We start from the raw sequence: 19,509 nt of genomic DNA on the forward strand, positions 1-19,509 counted from the left end.
GACTCGCCAACTAAGGTGACTAATCATAGTACTTAATGCCTTAGTATGCGCGGTTGCAGCTGTGGAGCTCACAATTACAACGTTCATATTATATCGAATATCACAGGGCGAGTCAATGCTTTATTACGCCTCGACAAAAAATTGTGCGACATCGAACGTCGTATTAGGTGTTTGTACCAATTGGTATAACATCTTAGCCATGTAGCGTGGTGAATACACAAGCCCGTCATTGACCCACTTAAAGACCAACGCTAAACTGGCCCCCGCTAAATAATCAATCGTAATACTCATCTCAATTTGATCAGCCTGTGAAGTCTGATTATAGCGCTTAGCCACGTAATCCTGCATTAATTGGCGCATTGATTCAGTCAGTTGTGCCTGAAAGTGAAGCGTCGCCTCATTTTTATAGAACACTTTAAAAGCAGCTTGTTGTTGTTCAACATATTCAAAAAGTGCCTGTAAACTGACCTGACGATATGTCTGATCGACCACTACAGTCACTTGCTGATAAAAATCGGCCACCAAATCGGCCACCGCGGTTCGGATGAAATCCACTTTATCTTCATAATGGAGATAAAAGGTCCCGCGAGTAATTGCCGCTTGCTTGGTGATTGCTTGAATCGAAATCCCCTTTGGCGTACTGTCTTTCAGCAAGATAATGAGGGCTTGACGTAATTGTTGCTTTGTTCGTTGAACACGTGGATCTTGCGCTCGTAAATCTGTCTCACGAACCATCTGATAGTTCCCCCAATCTTTTAATTAAATTCACCTGTCAATAGTATAGCCGCTCAGTGAAAAGTCTGTCCATTAACCGGCTTGATAACGGCCCTTGATCAGTTGAATATCCCCTAGTGTACACTGTAAATTTGAAGATTCTGTTAACGAACACCCAAAAAGTAAACTTTATCCCCCACAAATTTAATTGTTGTTCGTCTGCGGTTATAGTAAAATGAGCGTAGTATTTCAAATCGGATAGCGTTAGGTGGTCGTCACTTTGATTTCTGCATTCTTCATTATTTTCATTTCAATCGTTTTATTCACCGTCATTGCTAGTCAATTGACTTTCAAAATCGGCTTAATCACAAATTGCGTGCTCTTTATCATTTTAGTTGGTGTTGATGCTTATCTATTCAGCTGGGGTAGTGGTTCTCACTGGGTGTACGTTATTGTCAGCCTACTCGGATTAGTCGCTAGCGAATTATTATTAGCTGAACTCCCCCATCTTAAATAATTAGGTTAACGTCAAAAAGCGGTCCAACTCATCATTGAGTTGAACCGCTTTTTTTAGTGCCCCTGCCAAGGACTCTCAGTATACCATATTAATCAAGTAAGGTTGTTTCTTTCACTTCATCAATTGTCTTGGTACCAGCCAACTGCATGGTAATCGATAATTCATGGTTTAAGTGTTCAAAAACAGATTGTACCCCTTGGGCGCCACCTAAATTTAAACCATAAATAATTGGCCGACCAATGGCCACTAAATCAGCCCCACTTGCGAGTGCTTTAAAGACATGTTCACCACGGCGAATACCACTATCAAAAACGATTGGGACGCGTTTTGCGACTTGTTGCGCAATTAAAGGCAACACTTCAAATGAAGCAGGCCCGCCATCTAATTGACGCCCACCGTGATTTGAAACCCAGATGCCATCTGCACCAGCTTGAATGGCAATTTCAGCATCCACTGGTGATTGAATGCCTTTAACAAAGACTGGCAAATTTGTGATTTGTTTAATCTTTTGAATATCTTCTGGTACTAATCCTTGTTTAGCGGCAGCATAAATTTCAGAGATGCCCTTCCCAGCACCGTCAGAATTACTATAAGCTGCTAAATTAGGCATTGGTAGTGGGAATTGGAATTGCGTCTCGATGTCCGCTTCACGATAACCACCCAATGTTGAATCGACGGTGAGAATAATGGCTTTTACACCTGCCTTAACGGCTTTTTTCAATAAGAACTCATTGAATTGATCATCTTTACTCATATAGAGTTGGAAAAATTGGGGGGCATCAGGAGCCGCTGCGGCTGCATCTTCCACCAATGTATTGGCATAGGTACTAATTGAGAAAATCGAACCAGCCGCTGCGACCCCTTTAGCAGTGTCGACTTCCCCTTTTTCATGTGCTAACCCTTGGGCTGCTGAGGGGGCTTGAATAATCGGCGTTTTTAAATCAATATCCCATAATTTAGTATGTAAATCAGCATGATCGATGCCTTTTAACACACGGGGCATTATTTTTTTAGTATTGAAAGCACTGGTATTAGCAGCCATCGTCCATTCGTCTTCAGCACCGCCACGGATATAGCCAAACGCGCCAGCTTCCATTCGTTCTTTCACGCGTCCTTCTAACGACGCTAAGTTTAAAATATCGATTGGATTTTCCGCTTCACTTGTATGATATCCCATGATAGATTCCTTCTTTCAATAATTGAATACCTTTATCATAGTTCTCTTATCAAAAGTAAGCAAACATTTATACTCGGTTATTTCACTTGCGTTCGAAATCCAATGTCTTGCCGGTAAAAAGTCGTCGATAAAGCGAGTTGCGCTAAATCCCGATAGACCTGTTGACTAGCTCGGCCTAGCGTCTCAGCAGAATAACTAGCGGTGTACAAACGCCCGCCAGCGCTGACCAATTGATTGGCTTGTTCTGCGACACTAGCGAAACTAAATGTGCTGTTGCGTTTTGCAAATTGTTGCAAAGTGGGTAAAACAAACGGCGTTGTCGATTGTGTCGGGTAACCATCTGAAGCCACCACAACACCTAACGTAATGCCTGATAATTGCCACTGTAACGTTGGGGTTTCCCCCTTCAATAATTGTGCAAAAACTTGGGCCCAGTCGCCCGTCATCCGTGGTAGCACCACTTGTGTTTCAGGATCACCAAAGCGCACATTAAACTCAATCACTTTCACCCCGTGTTGTGTGGCAATTAAGCCCGCATACAAGACACCGGTAAAAGGCGTTTGACGTTCAGCCATCGTTGCCACAATCGGTTCTAAAATAGTCGTTACCGCTTCTGCAACGCATTGGTCACTAATCTGGGGTACTGGACAATAAGCGCCCATCCCACCTGTATTAGGCCCACGATCCCCGTCAAAGGCGCGCTTATGATCTTGAGCAACCGGTAATGGATAGACGCGATTATTCGCCACCAACGCCATCAGCGAGAACTCTTCACCTTCGAGATAATCTTCTATCAATAACTGGGGCACGCCCTGTTCAAAGAACGCCTGAACAGTTTGCCGCGCGCTCACGTCATTTTGAGCGATGACGACGCCCTTGCCAGCCGCTAAACCATCCGCTTTAATCACAACGGGATAACGAACGTCATCGAGGGCATCCAGTGCCGCTTGGACAGTCTGATAGGCTTGATAAGCCGCCGTTGGCACATGCGCGGCCGCCATAATTTCTTTGGCGAAAGTTTTAGACCCTTCCAATGCCGCAGCTGCTTTACGCGGTCCAAAGATCGCTAATCCAGCGTCTTGAAAAGCATCCACTACGCCAGCCACTAACGGTTGTTCAGGCCCAACAATCGTATAGGCGACCTTTTTGGCCTGCACAAAGGCAATCATCGCTACAAAGTCAGTCATCTCAATCGCAACTGTTTTAATCCCATCCAATTGCATCCCCGGATTGCCCGGCAAACAATAGACCGTTGCAACAGTTGAACTCTGCTGTAGCGCACGCGCAATCGTGTGTTCACGCGCGCCGCTACCGATTACTAATAGATCCATGATTTGCCTCCTATTGGCTAGTGTTTGAAATGACGGCGACCAGTCGTCACCATACTGATTCCTTTTTGGTTGGCCATGTCGATTGAATCTTGATCCTTAATCGAACCACCAGGTTGAATAACAGCTGTCACACCATGTTCTGCGGCGTATTCAACGCTGTCATCCATTGGGAAAAAGGCGTCAGATGCTAAGACGAACGGTGCTTTTAATCCATTGGCTTCCGCTTGTTCGATTGCAATCTTCACAGAGCCCACCCGATTCATTTGCCCCGCACCAATGCCGAGGGTTTGGTCCTTTGTTGCGACCACGATGGCATTACTCTTAACGTGTTTAACCACACGTTGGGCAAATAACATCGCAGCTTGTTCATCAGCCGTTGGTGTTTTGTCCGTCACAACCTTCAATTCAGATGCTTGATCAGTCACCCGATCACGTTCTTGCACGAGTAAGCCGCCTAAAACAGAAACCATTTCGAAGCGATCCGCTTGCTTAGCAGCCTCAAAATCAAGCGTCATGACGCGTAAATTCTTCTTCTTTTCTAAAATGGCTAACGCTTCTGGGGTGTAGCTTGGTGCGATGATAATTTCTAAGAATAAACTGTGTAATTCTTCGGCTGTTTGAACATCCACTTCACGATTCAAGGCAATGATCCCCCCGAAAATCGATACTGGATCGGCCGCGTAGGCTTTTTGCCAAGCTTCATAGATGGTTGCACCCAAGCCGACGCCACACGGATTCATATGTTTCATCGCAACCACACAAGGTTCGCTGAATTCTGCGACCACTTTAACCGCCGCATCCGCATCTTTAATGTTGTTATACGATAATTCTTTCCCGTGTAATTGTACCGCTGAGGCAATCGAGAAAGCCGTTGGTAAACTGCTTTGATAGAACGCTGCTTTTTGATGGGCATTTTCCCCATAGCGCAACGCTTGTTTAAAGTCGTATGAACGTGTTAATTTTTCAGGGAATTCGATGCCGACTGCTTCGGTTAAATAACCGGCAATTAAGCTATCATAAGCTGCCGTGTGGCGGAATGCCTTGGCTGCTAAATAACGACGGTAATCAACCGCAGCTTGCCCCTCATCGACGACGTGTTCGAGGACTTGCGCGTAATCTTGTTGATCAACGACCACGTACACTGATTTGAAGTTTTTAGCGGCAGAACGCAACATTGAAGGTCCGCCAATATCAATTTGTTCTACAGCTTGCGCTTCAGTAATCCCTGGTTTTTGAATTGTTTCTTTAAAAGGATACAGATTGACACAAACTAAATCGATTGTCTGGATGTCATGGGCTGCTAAAGCGGCCATGTGTGTTGGTTCGTCGCGTTTGGCAAGCAAGCCACCATGAATATTGGGATGAAGTGTTTTAACCCGTCCATCCAACATTTCTGGAAAATGAGTGACTTCATCAATCGCAATTACTGGTACTTGCACTTCTTGTAATACCTTGAATGTCCCGCCTGTTGAGATCACCTCGTAACCAGCTGCTACTAATCCTTTAGCAAATTCAATAATTCCTGTTTTATCTGAAACACTGACCAACGCTCTTTTCATTGATTGAATTACTCCTTCTATTTTGGTTTTTAATTAATTCAGCAACAACTTGCGGATAAATCGCGTGCTCTGTATCGTGCACGCGTTGTTCCAATGCGGCTAAACTATCGCCAGGCAACAATGGTACTTTTGCTTGGACAATCATCGGACCGCTATCGACACCTTCATCGATGTAGTGAATCGTAACGCCCGTTTCAGCCACTTGTGCCGCATAGGCCCGTTCAATACTTCGTAACCCAGAAAAGGCCGGTAGTAACGACGGATGAATATTGATAATCCGTTGTGGGTAGGCATGCAACAATACTGGGGTAATCACCCGCATATAACCCGCTAGCAATATATAATCCAACTGTAACGGTGCCAACAGCGCGACAATTGCTGCTTCATAGTGTTGTCGATCATCATAGTCACTTAAGCGGATGACCGTCACCGGTACATTTCGTTGGCGCGCTTTTTCAATCACCGGTGCGCCCGGCTGGTCACACACTAAATTCATAATCTCCATGCCCGCTTTTTTTAAGGCGTCATCATCTGCAAGTACTTCAAAGTTAGAACCCGTTCCAGAAGCAAAAATCGCCACTTTCATCTCATCAACCCACCAATTCTATTGCATTTTCTTGTCGCGGTTTAACCGACCCAATTCGGTAAGCCTGTTCTTGTTCAGCGTTCAATTGGGCGAGGACTTGTGCCGCTTTTTCTGGTGCGACGGCTAAGACCATCCCGATCCCCATGTTAAAAATGTTATACATCTCGAGTGCATCCAATTGCCCATATTGTTTAAGTGCCGCAAAAATCGGTAAGCTTGGCCATGTTCCCAATTGAATTTCGGCCATCACGTTGTCAGGCAACATCCGCGGTATATTTTCAATAAAGCCTCCACCAGTAATGTGGGCCGCGCCCTTAATAAAGCCTTGTTCGATCAACGGCTGACATGCTTGTGTATAAATCCGCGTTGGTGTTAATAGCCATTCACCGAGTGTCTGACCAGGCAATTCGGGTAAGTAACTGTCGACAGACAACCCATGTTGTTCGAAGAAAATTTGGCGCACAAGTGAGTAGCCATTCGAATGAATCCCACTGGACGCGATTCCGATTAATACATCCCCTGTTTGAATCGTTTCACCAGTAATTAATTGAGCTTGATCAGCAATTCCGACTGCAAAACCCGCTAAATCATAATGTTTTTCAGCATACATACCCGGCATCTCGGCCGTTTCACCACCGATTAACAGCATGTCAGCAGCTTGGCAGCCTGCAACAACGCCGCTGACAATTTGTTCGATCTTATCCGGCTGCGTTTGACCAGCCGCTAAGTAATCTAAGAAATAAAGTGGCTTAGCGCCTTGGGCAACAATGTCATTGACACACATCGCGACACAATCAATCCCGATGGTCGCGTGTGCATCAGCTGCAAAAGCAACCATCAACTTGGTCCCGACCCCATCGGTACTTGAAACGAGCACCGGATTTTCATACTGCCCCATCGCTAAGGCAAACTGACCACCGAAGCGACCAATATTTTGATTGGTTGCGCCGACTTGCTTTTGAATCCGACGAACCACTTCGTAACCGGCTGTCACATCCACCCCGGCTTTTTGGTAAGCATTTGTCATGATTGTTGCTCCTTATCTGCTTTTAAACTTGCCTGATAGGCAGCTTCATAGTCATAAAGTGGCGTTGGATAGTCGCCGTTGAAATACGCCATACATAATCCGGAATACGGCGCATCTTGCTGTAACCCAATCGCGTCGATTAATCCCTGTTCACTCAAAAAGCCAAGTGAATCCGCGCCAATCGTGGCACACATCTCAGCAATACTTTGATGCGCGGCAATCAGTTCATCACGTGTTTGAATATCAATCCCATAAAAACAAGGGTACTTCAATGGTGGGGACGCAATCCGCAAATGCACGGATAATGCGCCCGCTTCTTTCAAACGTTTCACGATGTGCTTGCTGGTCGTCCCACGCACAATCGAGTCATCCACTAAAACGATTCGTTTACCAGCCACAACACTTTTAACCACGGCGAGTTTGCGGTTTACCCCTTGTTCACGAAGGGCTTGCGTTGGTTCAATGAACGTCCGCCCCACGTATTGATTTTTAACGAGGCCCATTTCATACGGCAAACCACTTTCCTCGGCATAGCCACTAGCGGCCGATAACGATGAATTCGGCACCCCAATTACCATATCCGCCTCAACTGCGGTTTCACGTGCTAACTGTTTCCCCATTCGTTTGCGGGCCGCATGGACGTTAATCCCACAGATATCAGAATCCGGGCGAGCAAAGTAGATATATTCCATTGAACAGATTGAATGCGTGGTTTCGGTTGTGAAGAAGTCAGAATGTAACCCGTCCGCATCAATCGTCACAATTTCGCCTGGCTGCACATCTCGGATAAAAGTTGCTTGAACGGTATTGAGCGCACAGGTTTCACTGGCCACAACGTAGCCCCCGTTTGCTAAACGTCCAATCGAGAGTGGTCGAAAGCCGTTGGGATCAAGCATCGCAATCAATGAATCTTGCGTTAATAATAGGTAGGCAAAGCCCCCACGAATTTGTTGAAGGGCCGTCTTAATTTGCGCGTGCAAATCAGGCCCTTCTGCACGTCGAATCAGATGCATCAGAATTTCAGAATCAGAGCTCGATTTTAAGATGGCCCCCGATTGTTCAAGCATGCGGCGCAGTGTGACCGCGTTGGTTAAATTACCATTGTGTGCAAGTGCGAATTGATCGGTTGCAAAATCGAATAGGAACGGCTGAATATTTTCTAAACCGTGACTACCAGCGGTCGCATAACGGACATGACCGATTGCCGCGTCCCCGGTTAGTTGGGTTAAGTGCTCCGGTTTGCGGAAAACATCCGCCAACAAACCACGATTGCGATAACCCATTAAGTGCCCGTGATCATTAGTGACAATACCGGCACCTTCTTGCCCACGATGTTGCAAACTATGCAAGCCAAAATAAGTCATTTGGTTTGCTTCTGGACTACCCCAAATCCCAAAAACACCACATTCTTCATTTAAACTTTTTATTTCATTTGACATGGTATCGCCGTCTCCCAACTTAACTTTGCTTCAGTCACCGATAACTCAACAGTTGATTCAGTCGTTTGCACTTGCATAATTGGCGTGGCCGAGACCGTCCCAATTAATTGCGCCTGATCTTGACAGAACGCTTCAAACGCCGTCTGATTTTCTGGCCGAACCGTGATGATAAAGCGGGATTGCGTTTCAACAAATAACTGTTGTTGATTAAGGGGGACTTGCACGCGGCAGCCGAGTTGTTCTTTAAAAGTCATTTCGGCTAACGCAACCGCAAAACCACCCTCTGATAAATCATGTGCGCTAGTCACCCAGCCCTTTTGAATCGCTGCTAAGACGCAATCTTGACTCGCTTTTTCAGTGGCTAACGAAAAGCCGCTTAATCGTCCTGCAACTTTGCCCGTCAACATCTTTTGGAGTTCCGAACCCGCTAAATTCGTATCCGTCTGGCCAACGAGGTAGATTAAATCCCCCGCTGACTTAAAATCTTGCGTCGTGATGTCGGCTGTATCTCGAATCAAACCGACCATCCCAATCATCGGTGTTGGATAAATCGCTTCGCCATTGAATTCGTTATAAAAAGAAACATTACCAGAGATGACCGGCGTATCGAAAACCTCGCAGGCCGCCGCAATTCCTTGGGCACTTTGATCAAATTCCCAGAATACCTCTGGCTTTTCCGGATTGCCGTAGTTCAAACAATCCGTAATTCCCAGTGGTTGGCCCCCTGCCGCAACGATATTCCGTGCTGCTTCGGCAACTGCCATTTGCCCACCGACTTTTGGATCGAGGTATAAGTAACGCCCGTTACAATCCGTCGTCATCGCGAGCGCTTTTTTAGTCCCACGAATTCGGACGACCGCCGCATTGCTTCCTGGTAAAACGACGGTATTGGTCTTCACTTGTGCATCATAGTGGCTGTATAGCGAGCGTTTGTCAGCAATCGTGGATTGGCCCAATAAATCGAGCCATGTTCGTTTAACATCATTAATCACCGGCTGATAAGGCGCCATCGCTTTAAATTCAGCGATGCGTGCTGGTTCAGTTTGTGCTTTATGATAAATCGGCGCATCACTCGTTAAAGCCGCCACTGGCAAATCGGCCACTAATTGCCCACCATGCCACAATTGATATTGTTGACTCTCAGTCACTTCACCAATCCGGACCGCATCCAGATCATATCGTTCAAACAAGGTAACCACATCTGTTTCATGACCAGCTTTAACACAAAGCGCCATCCGTTCTTGCGATTCAGAAAGCATGATTTCATAAGCGGACATCTCTGTTTCTCGTTGTGGCACAAGGTCAAGATTAAGAATCATCCCAGTACCTGCCTTTTCAGCCATTTCCGCTGTTGAAGAAACTAAGCCCGCCGCACCCATATCCTGGATGCCGACTAGCCAATCTGGATGCTTCAAAATTAATTCCAAACAAGCATCCATCAATAGTTTTTCCATAAACGGATCACCCACTTGGACTGCTGATCGTTGGGTCGCCTTGCCATCTGCAAATTCATCCGATGCAAAAGTGGCCCCGTGAATCCCATCGCGGCCGGTTTTAGCCCCGACGTAGAACACACTATTGCCAGCACCACGCGCTTTACCTTGCTGAATATCCTTTTGGTCGATGACACCAACGCACATCGCGTTGACGAGTAGATTGGTCTGATAACATGGATCAAATCCGATTTCACCACCGACCGTTGGAATCCCGATACAATTACCGTACCCGCCGATTCCAGCCACAACTTCTTGAACAAGGTATTTCGTGTGGTCATCCGTCAATTCACCAAAGCGCAGACTGTTCAAAAGCGCAATCGGCGTCGCGCCCATCGAAAAAATATCCCGAATAATACCGCCGACACCGGTGGCCGCCCCTTCATAGGGTTCGACTGCTGAGGGATGGTTATGGCTTTCAGCTTTAAAGACCACTGCTTGACCATCGCCAATATCCAAAATCCCAGCGCCTTCACCTGGGCCTTGCAACACGTGCTGACCACTTGTTGGAAATTTTTTCAAAACCGGCTTCGAATTTTTATATGAGCAATGTTCACTCCACATCACTGAAAATAACCCGGTCTCCGTATAATTCGGCAACCGTTTTAGAATTTTAGTACGAATCAATTCATATTCATCATCTGATAACCCCCATTGCTGATAAAGCTTGGTGGCTTGGATTTCTGCCGCTGTTGGTTGCTTTAACACGGTTATTGCCCTCCTTTTCGAATCGATGTGATTAATGCTGCAAATAAACGTTGCCCATCATCGCTACCTAATAAGGTTTCGACTGCGCGTTCTGGATGGGGCATCATCCCTAAGACATTGCCGGCTTCATTCGTAACGCCCGCAATATTTGCTAAACTACCATTCACATCATTTTGATAAGTAAATGCAATTTGGTGGTTCACTTTTAACCGTTCCAGTGTCTCTGCATCGCAATAATAATTCCCTTCACCATGAGCAATCGGCAACCGAATTTGTTCGTTCGGCATATAGTGTTGGGTGAACATCGTACCGGCATTGGTCACGTTCAACGCGACTGTGTCACAGATAAAATGGGTTTGTCGATTCGGCAAAAGAGCGCCTGGTAATAACCCGAGTTCCGTTAAAATTTGGAACCCGTTGCAAATACCGATAACCGGTTTACCAGCAGCCGCAAACGTCTTAACTGCCGTCATAATCGGTGCCAACTTGGCAATCGCACCACTGCGTAAATAATCGCCGTATGAAAAGCCCCCGGGCACTAATACGGTATCAAAACCTGCCAAGCTAGTTGCTGTGTACGGGACATACTCAGCGTTTTCATGACAAACATCTTCAATTGCATGATATAAATCAGCGTCACAATTGGAACCTGGGAAAACTAATACGGCAAATTTCATTGATTCGTCGCCACCTTTTGTATGTCGTAGTGGTATTGTTCCATATTAGGATTGGCTAAGAGTTGATCACAGATTTGTGCGACCTTTTTTTCAACTGCGGCTTGGTCATCGCCAGCCACTTGCATTTCAAAGGACTTGCCAATGCGCATGCCGCTCACACCATCAAAGCCAAGTCGTTCGATAGCTTTTTGGACAGCCTGGCCTTGTGGATCTAGCACCGAATCTTTATAAGTCACTTGCACACGCACATTAAACATCTGTAGAACCCCCTAAAATTTTTTCTAATCGTCGTAATACGACATCGTACACCGATACTAAATCCCCTTTGTTCCAGCGGAAAACATCCTTATCTAGCGATTCATGCGTCGTTTGATCCCACAGACGGCAGTTATCTGGGGAAAATTCATCCGCCAAAATCAAGCGACCGTCATACCGGCCAAATTCCAACTTAAAGTCGATTAAATCGATATCCGCACGGTCGAATAAATCGATTAGCAGCTGGTTGATCTGCTTAGTTTGTTTTTCAATCACTTCAATTTCCGCCGGTGTCACAATTCCAAGCGCGGTGGCTTGCGAAATATTGATGGCTGGATCATCTAGTGCATCATTTTTGTAATAGTATTCGATAATCGGCGTAGCCAATCGTTTGCCCGGTGCTTGACCAAACTTATGGGCAAAACTCCCTGCCACCACGTTGCGCAATACTACTTCTAGGGGCACAATCGTCACTTTCTTGACGAGCTGTTCAGTTGCTGAAATATTCTCGATTAAATGCGTTTCAATACCATTTGCCATCAAGTATTTGAAAATTAATTTCGAAATCTGATAATTCAATAATCCTTTTCCCGTAATCTGTTCCTTGCGTTTGCCATTTAACGCCGTTGCTTGGTCCTTATAGACCATTCTCAACACATTTTGGTCGTCAGTTGTAAAAACATCTTTCGCTTTTCCAGAATAAAACAACGTCTCACTCATGCTTGAATTCCTCCAAATAACATACATTTTATTTAAAATTAAAATAATCGTTCGCGTTACATTAGGGTGTAAAAAAACTTTGAAATAACCTCATTTCAAAGTTTTCATCATTATTCGCCCAAACCAACGCGGTCAAAGATTTCTGCGACGCGGCGAATATGGTAATGGTAATCAAACGCGTCGTCTAAATCAGCGGGCGTCAACACATTCATAATCCGGTCATCCGCTTCTAACAACGGTCTGAAATCAGTTTGTTGATCCCAAGCTTGGGCCGTTTTAGGTTGAATCAAGTCATAAGCCGCTTCTCTCGAAAGCCCATGATCGATTAACTTCAAAAGAACCCGTTGGCTGTAAATCAACCCGAAAGTCCGCCCCATATTACGCTTCATATTTTCTGGGAAGACTGTCAAGTCCGTCATAATTTTGGTGAACCGTCGAAGCATATAATCCAACAAAATCGTAGTATCCGGTAAGATGATGCGTTCGGCAGAACTATGCGAAATATCACGTTCATGCCAGAGTGCAACGTCTTCATACGCCGTTACCATGTGTCCGCGAATCACGCGTGCCAAGCCCGTAATATTTTCAGAACCAATCGGATTCCGTTTATGGGGCATTGCTGATGAGCCTTTTTGGCCTTTCGCGAAAAATTCTTCGACCTCGCGGGTTTCAGATTTTTGGAGACCCCGAATTTCAGTCGCAAACTTCTCGATTGAAGTTGCTAGTAACGCCATTTCAGCCACGTAGGCAGCATGCAAGTCCCGTGGTAAGACTTGTGTTGAGATTTCTTGGGCGCGAATTCCTAAATGTTCGCACACATAGGCTTCGACAAACGGTGGAATATTGGCAAACGTGCCCACCGCCCCACTAATTTTACCGGCTTCAACGCCTTTTGCAGCTTCTTCAAAACGTGCCTTATGTCGTTTTAATTCCGAATACCATAGTGCTAGCTTCAACCCAAACGTCGTTGGTTCAGCGTGAACACCATGCGTTCGGCCCATCATGACCGTATCTTGGTAACGTTTGGCTTGTTTGGCAATCACCGCCAATAGCGCATCGATATCGGCCCGCAAAATGGCGTTGGCTTGTTTCAACAAATAACCATACGCCGTATCCACCACATCGGTCGATGTTAAACCATAGTGGACCCACTTGCGTTCATCTCCAAGTGATTCAGAAACTGCTCTGGTGAAGGCGACAACATCGTGCCGCGTTTCCTGTTCGATTTCTAAGATCCGTGGAATTGAGAACATCGCATTGGCACGAATTTTCGCAACATCTTCAGCCAGAATGTGTCCGAGTTCTGACCAAGCCTCATCCGCTAAAATTTCAACTACCAGCCATGCCTCATATTTATTCTGGTCCGTCCAAATCGCACCCATTTCAGGATTTGTATACCGTTCAATCATTTATTAGCGTCCCCTCTAGTCCCAAATTTTAGTCTTTTTAATTGCCGTTAACGTTTCATCAACAGCCGGCGTTAATAACGTGACGTGGCCCATCTTGCGGTTGACCTTTTGAACCACTTTGCCATAGTCGTGATAATGCCAATCTGCTGACTGCCGACTGGCTGTTAGCGCTGCTTGCCAGTGCTGCCCAAGAATATTGACCATTACCGCTGATTGCCACAATTGTGGTGTTTGGAGTGGCCAGTTGCAGACGCCCCGAATGTGGGTTGCAAATTGAGAAAAGTCACACGCTTCAATCGTTAGATGACCTGAATTATGCGGCCGCGGTGCAATCTCATTAACGTAGAGTTGCCCGTCATGGCCGACAAAAAACTCGACACCTAACGTGCCGACTAATTCAATCTGCGTGGCAATTTTTGCCGCAACCGATTCCGCTTGTGCCGCTAACGCCGCTGAAATGCGCGCCGGGCAGATGCTGATATGTAAAATGTTATCTCGGTGTTGATTCTCGATTGCGGGAAAAACGGCTTGTTGCCCAGCTGAATTCTGACTAATTATGACCGAAATTTCTTGATCAAAATGGACCATCGCTTCTAATACACAAACACTAGCGGTTAACAACCGTTGAGCCACCTCCATATCCATTGCGGACCGTAGAATGACTTGTCCTTTACCATCATATCCACCGCGCGTGATCTTCAAGATACAAGGAAAACCAACTTTTTTAACAGCTGGTATTAATTCTGTAGGGGTCGTTACAATCTCAAAGGTGGCATGTGGTAGCTGTTGGTCAACAAGAAATTGTTTCTCCAACAATCGGTCTTGAGCAATCCGTAGCGCCTTCGTCCCTTGAGGAATCCATGTATATTCTCGGGCAGCTTCAATCGTCTTAGCATCGACGTTTTCAAATTCATATGTCAACACATCGACACGTTGCGCTAACATCATAATTTGTGCCTGATCATCATAAGCTGCCACAATTTGATCATCCGCGACTTGTCCGGCTGGACAGTCTGCCTGCGGATCTAAGATAATCACTGCAAACCCCATCTCTTTAGCCGCTAATGTCATCATCTGACCTAACTGACCGCCACCAACAATCCCAATCGTTTGCCCTGGTAAAATTTGGTTAGTCAAAGTCTGCATTACTTGCCACCGCCTTTGCATGCATCCGTGCTTGATACTGTTGCAGTGCCACTTGATAAGCTGGGACCTGCAAGCCACAAATCTGTGTCGCTAAAATACCAGCGTTAACGGCCCCCGCTTTACCAATCGCAACCGTCGCCACTGGTACGCCACCTGGCATTTGCACAATTGATAATAAAGAATCCAGCCCACTAAGTGCCTTACTTTGAATTGGCACGCCAATGACTGGTAAGACTGTATTGGCAGCAATCATCCCCGGCAAATGTGCGGCACCACCCGCACCAGCAATAATCGCACGATACCCGTTCGCCTGTGCTTCTTTTGAAAAGGCGAACATTTCATCCGGCATCCGATGAGCAGAAATAATCTGTTTCGTATAACTCACGCCCAACTCCGATAATACAGAAGCGGTCTGTTCCATTGTTCCCCAATCTGATATAGAGCCCATAACAAGTGCCACATCACTCATATTCTTTGCCCACTTTCTCGTTGTTGATTATGCTTTGATTCTAACAATCTTCATCTGATATGTCAAAATATTTCACGAACTATTTTACATAAATACATTTAATAATTCGTATTTAAATCATAAATACACAAAAAAAAACGATTAACCTGTTGGTTAATCGTTTTTTTATCGTTATGGCAATACAACGAAGAGTAATGCACCTAAAATCCCACCGATGATTGGACCGACAACTGGGATCCAGCTGTATGACCAGTCTGAATCACCCTTGTTGGCAATCGGCAAGACTGCATGGGCAATCCGTGGGCCTAAATCTCGAGCCGGGTTAATCGCGTAACCAGTCGTCCCACCAAGTGATAGACCGATTGCTGTGATAACCACCCCAACCACTAATGGGTTCAAACCGGCTGTTAATTCACCACGTGTTAATGCTAATAAAGCGAAGATTAAGACGAATGTCCCAATCAATTCACTCATTAAATTGGCAAATGGGCTGCGAATCGCAGGGCCAGTTGCAAAAGTGCCTAAGATTGCTGCTTGATCTTTAGTAGCTTGCCAATGTGGATAGTATTGAATCCAAACGACAACTGCGCCTAAGAACGCCCCAATCATTTGGGCGATAATGAATGGTACCACCGCTGCCCAAGGGGTCTTGCCAATCATTGCAAAAGCAATCGTCACCGCTGGGTTCAAGTGTGCAGGTCCCATAAATGCAGAGGTATATACCCCTAAAGTAACCGCAAAGCCCCAACCAAGCGTGATAGCAACCCAGCCAGCACCGTTGGCTTTTGTTTTTGCTAAGCTAACGCCCGCTACAACGCCATCCCCTAAAAGAACAAGGATAAACGTCCCAACAAGTTCACCAAGCGCCTGAACCATTATTGAATGTTCCATGAGATTTCCTCCAAGTTAAGTCCTATTTTAAATAGTCTAATTGTGCTTCAGCAATTGCTGAATCCAATAATTCTGTTTGACGTGCTTTTTCAGCGTCGTCCCAGTTCAATAAACGCGCCATTTCATCAACAACTGGTTGTTTGATGGCTGCTAATTGATCATTGTGGAATAAGATGAAGTTTGTCCGTCTTAAAAGATAATCAACTGGTGTTAATGTCATTTCTTCGTTAACTGAGTATCTTAAGCTGATTGTTTCTTTCAAGTTCAAGCCTTCAGCAGCACCTTGGTCCGCGTATGAAACAACCCGGCTGACGTTTGAACCGAAGCGGTTTGCTAAATCAATCGCATCTTCTTCATCAATCCCTTTGTTCATCGCAACTTTTGCATAGAATTTAAGGGTATCATCCACGTTATTTGGATCGAAGTGCCCACCTGAAACTTGTAATTTCTTAGAATCGATTTCACGAACTGTTTCATTGAAATCTTTCTTCAAGATATCCCGGATTAATTCAAGCGCACCGGCTGCCATCTTACGATAATCAGTAATCTTACCACCTGATAAAGTGATTAAGCCGTTTTCAGCCACTTTCAAATCACTACCACGAGAAACTTGTGATGGGTTGACTGATTCTTCAGCATGCGCCGTTCTTAATTGACTGATTGCTTTTTCAACATCTGCACGAGCAGCTGTTTTGTTTTCGTAATCATCAACTGTCTTGATTAAGTTGTTGAATGATTCTTCTGAAACCTTACCGCTATTAGCACCACCACCGTTATAATCGGAGCTACCGTTATTAGAAATTAATGGTCGTAAACCTGCCCAGCTAGCTTCAATATCGTTTAAAGCGATATTAACGCTAGGATAGCGATTGTTGATTGCTTTTAAGAGGTAATCAACGTCTGCTTGTTCAACACGTGGGTGTTTGAAATCGCCTGTGTAATCAGTATCAGTTGTCCCGAAGTACGTCTTACCTTCGCGTGGCACAACGAAAATCATCCGACCATCATGTAAGCCTGAATCGAAGTAAGTTGGTTGTGGCACTGATAAACGACTACTATCAACAACTAAATGAATCCCTTTAGTAGGACGAAGTGTTTCTTGTGCTTTGACTTCCGTGTTTAAAGCATTTACTTTATCCACCCAAGGGCCAGCAGTATTAATGACTAATTTGGCATGAATATCGAATGTTTCATCCGTTAATTCATCGTGTGCTTTCAAACCATTTACGCGACCGTTTGCATCATAAGTCATTCCGACTGCTTTAACGTGACTTGCGATTGATGCACCTAATTCGTCAGCTTCTTTAATATTTTCGATGACTAAGCGCGCATCATTATTGACAAAATCTAAATAAACACCAGCACCCATCAAACGGTCTGACTTCAAGCCAGGTTCGCGTTGGAGTACTTCTTTACGATCAATTGTATAGTTGGCATATTGTGTACCAGTTACCCCTGCCAATTTATCGTATAAATCCATGGCAATCTTGACACTAAACATGTCGTAAGTTGCTTCAGGTTCATCATAGATTGGTAAAAGCATTGGTGTAGGCCGTGGGATGTGAGGTGCAATCCCTTGAACAACGGCCCGTTCACTAACAGTATCTGCAACAACCCCAACGTCGAAAGTCTTTAAATAACGGATACCACCGTGAACTAACTTCGTTGAACGTGATGAAGTCCCTTCAGCAAAATCTTGCATTTCAATCAAACCGGTTTTGATGCCTGATGTAGCCGCTTGAATAGCAACCCCAGCACCAGTGATCCCGCCACCGATTACTAATAAATCAAGTTGTTCGTTCTTTAAGTTATTAATTACTTGTTGACGTCCTTCTAATGAAAATGTCATTATAATCCTCCTCATTCACGCATTTTATATGGTCGATGTTTGAAAACCTTTGTTGCTTCAACTGCTTGTTGCCAACCAGCATAGAGATCTTCCCGTTCTTCTTCAGACATTTCTGGTTCGAAACGTTGCCCAACTGAGAAAATATGCGCCAATTCGTCTGTATCTTGCCAGAAACCAACTGCTAAACCAGCCAAAAATGCAGCCCCCATTGCAGTTGTTTCTAAATTAGCTGCCTTTTCAATCGAGCTATTCAAAATATCTGCTTGGAATTGCATTAAATAGTTGTTGTTTGCAGCACCACCGTCAACGCGGAGCACTTTGATATCAATGCCAGTATCTTTTTGCATGGTTTGAACGACATCCCGAGTTTGATAAGCTAATGATTGCAGTGTTGCCTTAATAACGTCTTGTCGATTCGTCCCACGCGTAATCCCTAGAATTGAACCACGTGCTTCTGAGTCCCAGTATGGTGCACCCAAACCTGTAAAGGCAGGCACAACATAAACTTCATTTAAACTGGTTGAAGCCTTAGCGGCTGCTTCTGAATCTGATGATTTTTCAACCAGTTGCATACTATCACGCAACCATTGAATGGCTGAACCAGCAACGAAGACTGAGCCTTCAAGTGCATAGTTGACTTTACCATTGATTGAATAACCAATTGTCGTTAGCAAGTTGTTTGCTGACATTGTTGGTTTTTCGCCAGTATTCATCACAATAAATGAACCTGTCCCATAGGTGTTCTTAACCATCCCTGGTTGGAGAGCTAATTGACCAAATAATGCGGCTTGTTGATCCCCTGCCATCCCTGAAATTGGTACCGTGCTACCATAGAAATGATAAGGTGCTGTTTCACCATAAATTTCAGAGTTTGACCGAACATCAGGTAACATGGCCCGTGGAATGTTTAAAATCTTGAGGATTTCGTCGTCCCAATCCAAATCGTGAATGTTAAACAACATTGTCCGACTTGCATTTGTATAGTCGGTAACGTGTGAAGCGCCACCTGTTAACTTCCATGTAATCCAAGTATCGATGGTTCCAAAGAGGAGTTCGCCCTTTTCGGCTCGTTCTTGTGCACCTGGCACTTGATCCAAAATCCAACGAATCTTAGTCGCTGAGAAGTAAGCATCAATTAATAGCCCCGTCTTTTGATGGAATAATTCTTCATGCCCATCTTTCTTCAATTGTTCGGCAATGTCATTTGTTTGTCTTGATTGCCAAACAACCGCATTATAAATTGGTAAACCAGTTTCCTTATCCCAAATAATAGTTGTTTCACGTTGATTGGTAATCCCAATCCCCGCGATTTGATGGGGTTGAATCCCCGATGATATAAAAGCGTTTGCAATCGTCGATAAAACAGCGTTCCAAATTTCGTTTGCATTATGTTCTACCCAGCCCGGTTCGGGGAAGTACTGGGGGAATTCACGCTGTGCATCGGCGACTTTTTGACCATTGTGATCAAAAATGATTGAACGAGTACTGGTTGTTCCCTCATCAATCGCCAAAATGTATTTTTCAGTCATCTTAATCCTCCTT

Annotated in this window: 18 protein-coding genes and 1 other annotated feature (1 of these 19 only partly in view); of the genes, 1 reads left to right on the forward strand and 17 read right to left on the reverse strand. The window is 45.0% G+C overall.

The window, feature by feature from the left end; all coding sequences use genetic code 11:
- Positions 1 to 65 (reverse strand) — a sequence feature (ribosomal protein L21 leader region); it reaches 11 nt to the left of the window's first position.
- Positions 66 to 123: 58 nt separating this feature from the next.
- Positions 124 to 735 (reverse strand): TetR/AcrR family transcriptional regulator, encoded by a 612-nt coding sequence (locus ACF1X7_RS01345; RefSeq protein ID WP_004265536.1) that lies wholly within the window; start codon positions 733 to 735, stop codon positions 124 to 126.
- A gap of 259 nt (positions 736 to 994) precedes the next feature.
- Here ACF1X7_RS01345 and ACF1X7_RS01350 point away from each other — a divergent pair, with 259 nt between their 5' ends.
- Positions 995 to 1,231, forward strand: a complete 237-nt coding sequence (locus tag ACF1X7_RS01350) for a hypothetical protein (RefSeq protein ID WP_261384074.1) — start codon at positions 995 to 997, stop codon at positions 1,229 to 1,231.
- 88 nt (positions 1,232 to 1,319) lie between these two features.
- Here ACF1X7_RS01350 and ACF1X7_RS01355 read toward each other — a convergent pair whose 3' ends face one another.
- The 16 genes from ACF1X7_RS01355 to glpK all read right to left on the reverse strand — a co-directional run bounded on the left by ACF1X7_RS01355 (position 1,320) and on the right by glpK (position 19,496).
- Positions 1,320 to 2,408 carry a lactate oxidase gene (locus ACF1X7_RS01355; RefSeq protein ID WP_004265444.1) on the reverse strand — a complete coding sequence of 363 codons (1,089 nt, stop codon included), beginning with the start codon at positions 2,406 to 2,408 and terminating at the stop codon, positions 1,320 to 1,322.
- 77 nt (positions 2,409 to 2,485) lie between these two features.
- On the reverse strand, positions 2,486 to 3,739 hold the full coding sequence (gene purD, locus ACF1X7_RS01360) for a phosphoribosylamine--glycine ligase (protein WP_411162358.1): 1,254 nt from the start codon (positions 3,737 to 3,739) through the stop codon (positions 2,486 to 2,488).
- A gap of 17 nt (positions 3,740 to 3,756) precedes the next feature.
- Positions 3,757 to 5,298, reverse strand: coding sequence for a bifunctional phosphoribosylaminoimidazolecarboxamide formyltransferase/IMP cyclohydrolase (gene purH, locus ACF1X7_RS01365; RefSeq protein ID WP_411162359.1), 1,542 nt, complete (start codon positions 5,296 to 5,298; stop codon positions 3,757 to 3,759).
- On the reverse strand, positions 5,267 to 5,884 hold the full coding sequence (gene purN / locus ACF1X7_RS01370) for a phosphoribosylglycinamide formyltransferase (protein WP_039098139.1): 618 nt from the start codon (positions 5,882 to 5,884) through the stop codon (positions 5,267 to 5,269). Before purN ends, purH begins: the two co-directional genes overlap by 32 nt.
- Before the next feature lie 4 nt (positions 5,885 to 5,888).
- On the reverse strand, positions 5,889 to 6,911 hold the full coding sequence (gene purM / locus ACF1X7_RS01375; RefSeq protein WP_411162360.1) for a phosphoribosylformylglycinamidine cyclo-ligase: 1,023 nt from the start codon (positions 6,909 to 6,911) through the stop codon (positions 5,889 to 5,891).
- Entirely contained in the window at positions 6,908 to 8,350 is a 1,443-nt protein-coding gene (purF, locus tag ACF1X7_RS01380) for an amidophosphoribosyltransferase (RefSeq protein WP_064777020.1), read from the reverse strand. The genes purM and purF overlap by 4 nt, the downstream gene beginning before the upstream one ends.
- Positions 8,335 to 10,557: a phosphoribosylformylglycinamidine synthase subunit PurL gene (purL, locus tag ACF1X7_RS01385; RefSeq protein ID WP_411162381.1), complete on the reverse strand. Its 2,223-nt coding sequence runs from the start codon at positions 10,555 to 10,557 to the stop codon at positions 8,335 to 8,337. Before purL ends, purF begins: the two co-directional genes overlap by 16 nt.
- Positions 10,554 to 11,228, reverse strand: a complete 675-nt coding sequence (purQ, locus tag ACF1X7_RS01390) for a phosphoribosylformylglycinamidine synthase subunit PurQ (protein WP_039098143.1) — start codon at positions 11,226 to 11,228, stop codon at positions 10,554 to 10,556. The genes purL and purQ overlap by 4 nt, the downstream gene beginning before the upstream one ends.
- The gene (gene purS, locus ACF1X7_RS01395) at positions 11,225 to 11,485 is read right to left on the reverse strand and encodes a phosphoribosylformylglycinamidine synthase subunit PurS (RefSeq protein WP_004265547.1); all 261 of its coding nucleotides are present in this window, start codon (positions 11,483 to 11,485) and stop codon (positions 11,225 to 11,227) included. The genes purQ and purS overlap by 4 nt, the downstream gene beginning before the upstream one ends.
- Positions 11,478 to 12,203, reverse strand: a complete 726-nt coding sequence (purC, locus tag ACF1X7_RS01400; RefSeq protein ID WP_411162361.1) for a phosphoribosylaminoimidazolesuccinocarboxamide synthase — start codon at positions 12,201 to 12,203, stop codon at positions 11,478 to 11,480. Before purC ends, purS begins: the two co-directional genes overlap by 8 nt.
- 110 nt (positions 12,204 to 12,313) lie before the next feature.
- A complete protein-coding gene (purB, locus tag ACF1X7_RS01405) occupies positions 12,314 to 13,612 on the reverse strand; it encodes an adenylosuccinate lyase (RefSeq protein ID WP_411162362.1) in 1,299 nt (432 codons plus the stop codon).
- 15 nt (positions 13,613 to 13,627) lie between these two features.
- The gene (gene purK, locus ACF1X7_RS01410) at positions 13,628 to 14,758 is read right to left on the reverse strand and encodes a 5-(carboxyamino)imidazole ribonucleotide synthase (protein ID WP_064777016.1); all 1,131 of its coding nucleotides are present in this window, start codon (positions 14,756 to 14,758) and stop codon (positions 13,628 to 13,630) included.
- The gene (gene purE, locus ACF1X7_RS01415) at positions 14,742 to 15,227 is read right to left on the reverse strand and encodes a 5-(carboxyamino)imidazole ribonucleotide mutase (RefSeq protein ID WP_004265509.1); all 486 of its coding nucleotides are present in this window, start codon (positions 15,225 to 15,227) and stop codon (positions 14,742 to 14,744) included. Before purE ends, purK begins: the two co-directional genes overlap by 17 nt.
- Before the next feature lie 171 nt (positions 15,228 to 15,398).
- Entirely contained in the window at positions 15,399 to 16,118 is a 720-nt protein-coding gene (locus tag ACF1X7_RS01420) for an MIP/aquaporin family protein (protein ID WP_004270345.1), read from the reverse strand.
- Positions 16,119 to 16,140: 22 nt separating this feature from the next.
- Positions 16,141 to 17,967, reverse strand: a complete 1,827-nt coding sequence (gene glpO / locus ACF1X7_RS01425; RefSeq protein ID WP_411162363.1) for a type 1 glycerol-3-phosphate oxidase — start codon at positions 17,965 to 17,967, stop codon at positions 16,141 to 16,143.
- A gap of 11 nt (positions 17,968 to 17,978) precedes the next feature.
- Positions 17,979 to 19,496, reverse strand: a complete 1,518-nt coding sequence (gene glpK, locus ACF1X7_RS01430) for a glycerol kinase GlpK (RefSeq protein ID WP_064777015.1) — start codon at positions 19,494 to 19,496, stop codon at positions 17,979 to 17,981.
- Positions 19,497 to 19,509 lie beyond the last annotated feature (13 nt).

Origin of the sequence: Latilactobacillus sp. VITA-14, from assembly GCF_046580785.1 — a bacterium.
Classification (GTDB): Bacteria; Bacillota; Bacilli; order Lactobacillales; family Lactobacillaceae; genus Latilactobacillus; species Latilactobacillus curvatus.